This is a genomic window from Nocardioides sp., assembly GCF_034670285.1.
In the GTDB taxonomy this organism is placed as follows: domain Bacteria; phylum Actinomycetota; class Actinomycetes; order Propionibacteriales; family Nocardioidaceae; genus Nocardioides.
The window spans coordinates 1-3,174 of sequence record NZ_JAXMNS010000421.1; the positions used below are offsets into that span (position 1 = coordinate 1).

The window sequence follows — 3,174 nt, forward strand, 5'->3', positions numbered from 1 at the left end:
CGTTCTCCTCGCGCGGCGCGAGCTGCGGGGCGATCTGGCCGATGATCGCGTCGACGAGCTGGGTCTGCACCTGGTCGACGACGGCGGCCAGCGGAGCGGCCAGGCCGTCGAGGCCGTCGTTGAGCTGGGTCTCGACCGCGTTGGTGATGACGTCGACGACCACGTCGAGGTCGGTGAGCACCTTGGTGTTCGGCGGCGGGTTGGCGGGCAGCTTGGCGAGAACCAGGTCGAGGCCGGCCTGCTCGATGGCCAGGCCGAGCTCGGTGTCGACGATGTTGGCCGTGCCCTGGGCGCTGGTGGTGTCGGCGGTGCAACGCGACTCGACGGCGCCGAGCGTGCCGCCCAGCGAGACGTTGCCGAACGGCGCGAGGCCGGCGACGACCGCGGCCGTGATCGGGCCGACGAGCTGGTCACCAATCGCGTTGAGCGGGGCCAGCGGTCCGATGGCCGAGTCGGGGTCGATGATCACGGCGCCGGTGAGGTCGAGGTTGGCGATCGAGATGCCGACCGGGTCACCGGGGGTGATGCAGTTGGAGTCACCGACGGTGCCCACACCCGCACCGTTGCCGGCCACGCCGGCGCAGGCCTCGGAGGAGCCGTTGCGGTTGGTGACGTCGGTCTCGGCGTCCTGCACGAGCGCGCCGACGTTGAGCAGCCCCTGGTTGCCCAGGACGCCGACAGCCGGCTCGACCTCGCCGCTCTTGGTCTGCTTGTCGCCATCGTTCGTGGCGATGGTCGAGCCCGTGGAGAAGGCGTTGCCACCGATCGAGAGGGTCAGGGCGTTGGCTCCGGACTGGGCGACTACCGAGCCGGCGGACTGCGCTGCGGTCGGGAGCAGCGCCAGGCCGGCGGCGGCCAAAAGGGCACCAGATCGAGCGAAACGGGAGTTCATGTCTGTTGATTCCTTCCGAGCAACCCGGCCGTGGGGGGTCGAGGGAGCTGGCACCGAAGAGGGATCGGTGCGCGCCGAGCTGATCCTGAGATTAAGCCAAGATCGTCTCAGGATGCCACCGGTGCCCACATGTTGACGCGTGCCAGTTGCCTGTTGTCGGCCCGAGGCGGGCGAAACTCAGTCGCGAACCCGCACGACCGACTTGCCCAGCGTGCGGCGCTCGTCCATGTCGATCAGCGCCTGTCCGAACTCCTCGAGGGCGTAGGTCTTGCCGATCGGCGGCTTGACGGCGCCCGACTCCATCATCGGCAGCAGGCGACCCCACTGCTCCTGCATGTAGCCGGGACGGACCATCGCGTAGGCGCCCCAGCCGACGCCGCGCACGTCGACGTTGTTGAGCAGCAGCCGGTTGACCTTCACCTCGGGGATGCCGGCGCCGGACGCGAAGCCGAGCACCAGCAATCGCCCCTGGGGAGCCAGCGAGCGCAGCGAGTCGGTGAAGGCGGGTCCGCCCACGATGTCGGCGACCACGTCGACGCCGACCCCACCGGTCAGCTCCTTGACCTGGTCCTTGAAGCCGTCGAGCAGGATCGCCTCGTCGGCGCCGGCGGCGCGGGCGACCTCGGCCTTCTCCTCGGTGCTGACGACACCGATGACCCGCGCGCCCATGCCCTTGGCGACCTGGACGGTGGCGGTGCCGAGACCGCCGGCGGCACCGTGCACCAGCACGGTCTCACCGGCCCGCAGCCCACCTCGCTCGTAGAGCGCGAACTCGGCGGTGAGGTAGTTCATCGGCAGCGCCGCACCTTCGTCGAAGGACACGTGGTCGGGGAGCGGGAAGGTGAACATCGCCGGGACGACCGCGAGCTCGGCGGCGCCGCCGAAGCCGCCGACACCGGCGACGCGCTGGCCGGGAGTGAACCCCGGTCCGCTGACCACGACGCCGGCGACGTCGATGCCGGGAGCGAAGGGCACCTCTGGCTTGAGCTGGTACTCGCCGCGGCTCAGCAGGAGGTCGGGGAACGAGACTCCGACCCGGTGCACCTCGACGAGCACGTCGTCCGGGCCGAAGGTCGGCTCGGGCATCTCGGCCACGGTGATGTCGGCGGGTCCGGTGAGCGTGGTGATCTGGGCTGCGCGCATGAGCGTCAAACTAGCCCCCACCTCCACACGCAGGTCAGCAGGCGCGACGGGCGGTCATCCGTCACCACGCGGCGGCCGACCATCTGGCAGCACCGACCGCTCCGAACACCGGCCATGAGGATCTCCGACCGCGTCAGCGCCGCCCTGATGCACGCCACCGCGCGCTACTCGGTGCGGTACGGCGACGACCTGCGCTTCGCGGGCACCGACCTCCCCGCGCCGCGCAAGCGCCGCGTCCCCACGCGCCACGGCGCCGTGACCATCCACGAGTACGACGCGCCCTCGGGCGCCGGTCACCTGACGGGTGCCACAAGCGCCGCGACGCCGGCGTACGTGCACTTCCACGGCGGCGCCTGGCTGATGCGCTACCCCGAGATGGACGACTGGTGGTGTCGCTACGTCGCCGCTACGGCCGGCGTCCGCGTCGTCAACGTCGACTTCCGCACCGGGCCCTACGTGGCCTACCCGGTCGCGCAGCACCAGTGCCACGACGTGGCGGCGGCGATCGCGGCCGAGGCGCCGGTCGTCGTCGGGGGCTTCTCCAGCGGCGGTGGCCTGGCGGCGTCGGTGTGCCTCCAGGCCCGCGACGCCGGCTCGTTCACCCCGCGCCTCCAGGTGCTCGGCGTGCCCGCGCTCGACCTGGCCTCGGAGCTGCCGAGCGGCGCCGGGATGATCTCGCCCTCGCTGCGCGCGCTGGTGCGCCGCGTCTACTTCCCCGATCCCGCGACCCGCTCGGAGCCGTATGCCTCGCCCGTCCTCGCTGACGACCTCACCGGCCTGCCGCCGGCGATCGTCCTGACGGCCGAGCGCGACACCCTGCGGCGCGACGGCGACACCTATGCTCGCCGCCTGCGCGAGGCCGGGGTGGACGTCGTCCACGACGTGACCCCCGGCGTCGACCACTACTTCCTCACTGAGAACCCTCAGCGGGCCCGCACCACGATGGCGATGGTCGCCACCGAGATTCGCGAGGCGCTCAGCCGGGACGCTTGATCTGGTCGAGCTCGAAGTGCATCGGGTCGGTGTAGCGCCAGTCGCCGCCCCAGCCGAAGCCCCAGTACTTGAAGATCGCCACGACGTCACGGTTCATCTCACCGACCGTGCCGCGCTGGTTGCCGGGGACGTTGAGGTCCAGGGCG

4 protein-coding genes are annotated in these 3,174 nt (G+C 71.3%); 1 reads left to right on the forward strand and 3 read right to left on the reverse strand.

All coding sequences use genetic code 11. The features are described 5' to 3' along the window. Positions 1 to 892, reverse strand: an 892-nt coding sequence (locus VOI19_RS16965; protein WP_323794132.1) for a hypothetical protein, incomplete at its 3' end; no start/stop codon positions are given. A gap of 177 nt (positions 893 to 1,069) precedes the next feature. Continuing rightward, entirely contained in the window at positions 1,070 to 2,035 is a 966-nt protein-coding gene (locus VOI19_RS16970) for an NADPH:quinone oxidoreductase family protein (RefSeq protein WP_323794133.1), read from the reverse strand. 114 nt (positions 2,036 to 2,149) lie between these two features. Here VOI19_RS16970 and VOI19_RS16975 point away from each other — a divergent pair, with 114 nt between their 5' ends. Further along, positions 2,150 to 3,028 carry an alpha/beta hydrolase fold domain-containing protein gene (locus VOI19_RS16975; RefSeq protein WP_323794134.1) on the forward strand — a complete coding sequence of 293 codons (879 nt, stop codon included), beginning with the start codon at positions 2,150 to 2,152 and terminating at the stop codon, positions 3,026 to 3,028. Here the strand turns inward: VOI19_RS16975 and VOI19_RS16980 are convergent. Next, positions 3,012 to 3,125 carry a M15 family metallopeptidase gene (locus tag VOI19_RS16980; protein WP_323794135.1) on the reverse strand — a complete coding sequence of 38 codons (114 nt, stop codon included), beginning with the start codon at positions 3,123 to 3,125 and terminating at the stop codon, positions 3,012 to 3,014. The genes VOI19_RS16975 and VOI19_RS16980 overlap by 17 nt on opposite strands. Between the last annotated feature and the right edge of the window lie 49 nt (positions 3,126 to 3,174).

Excerpts from the sequence above, each read along its gene's own strand:
- VOI19_RS16970 (WP_323794133.1), bottom strand. The coding sequence starts at position 2,035 with ATGCGCGCAGCCCAGATCACCACGCTCACCGGACCCGCCGACATCACC.
- VOI19_RS16975 (WP_323794134.1), top strand. The coding sequence starts at position 2,150 with ATGAGGATCTCCGACCGCGTCAGCGCCGCCCTGATGCACGCCACCGCG.
- VOI19_RS16980 (WP_323794135.1), bottom strand. The coding sequence starts at position 3,125 with ATGAACCGTGACGTCGTGGCGATCTTCAAGTACTGGGGCTTCGGCTGG.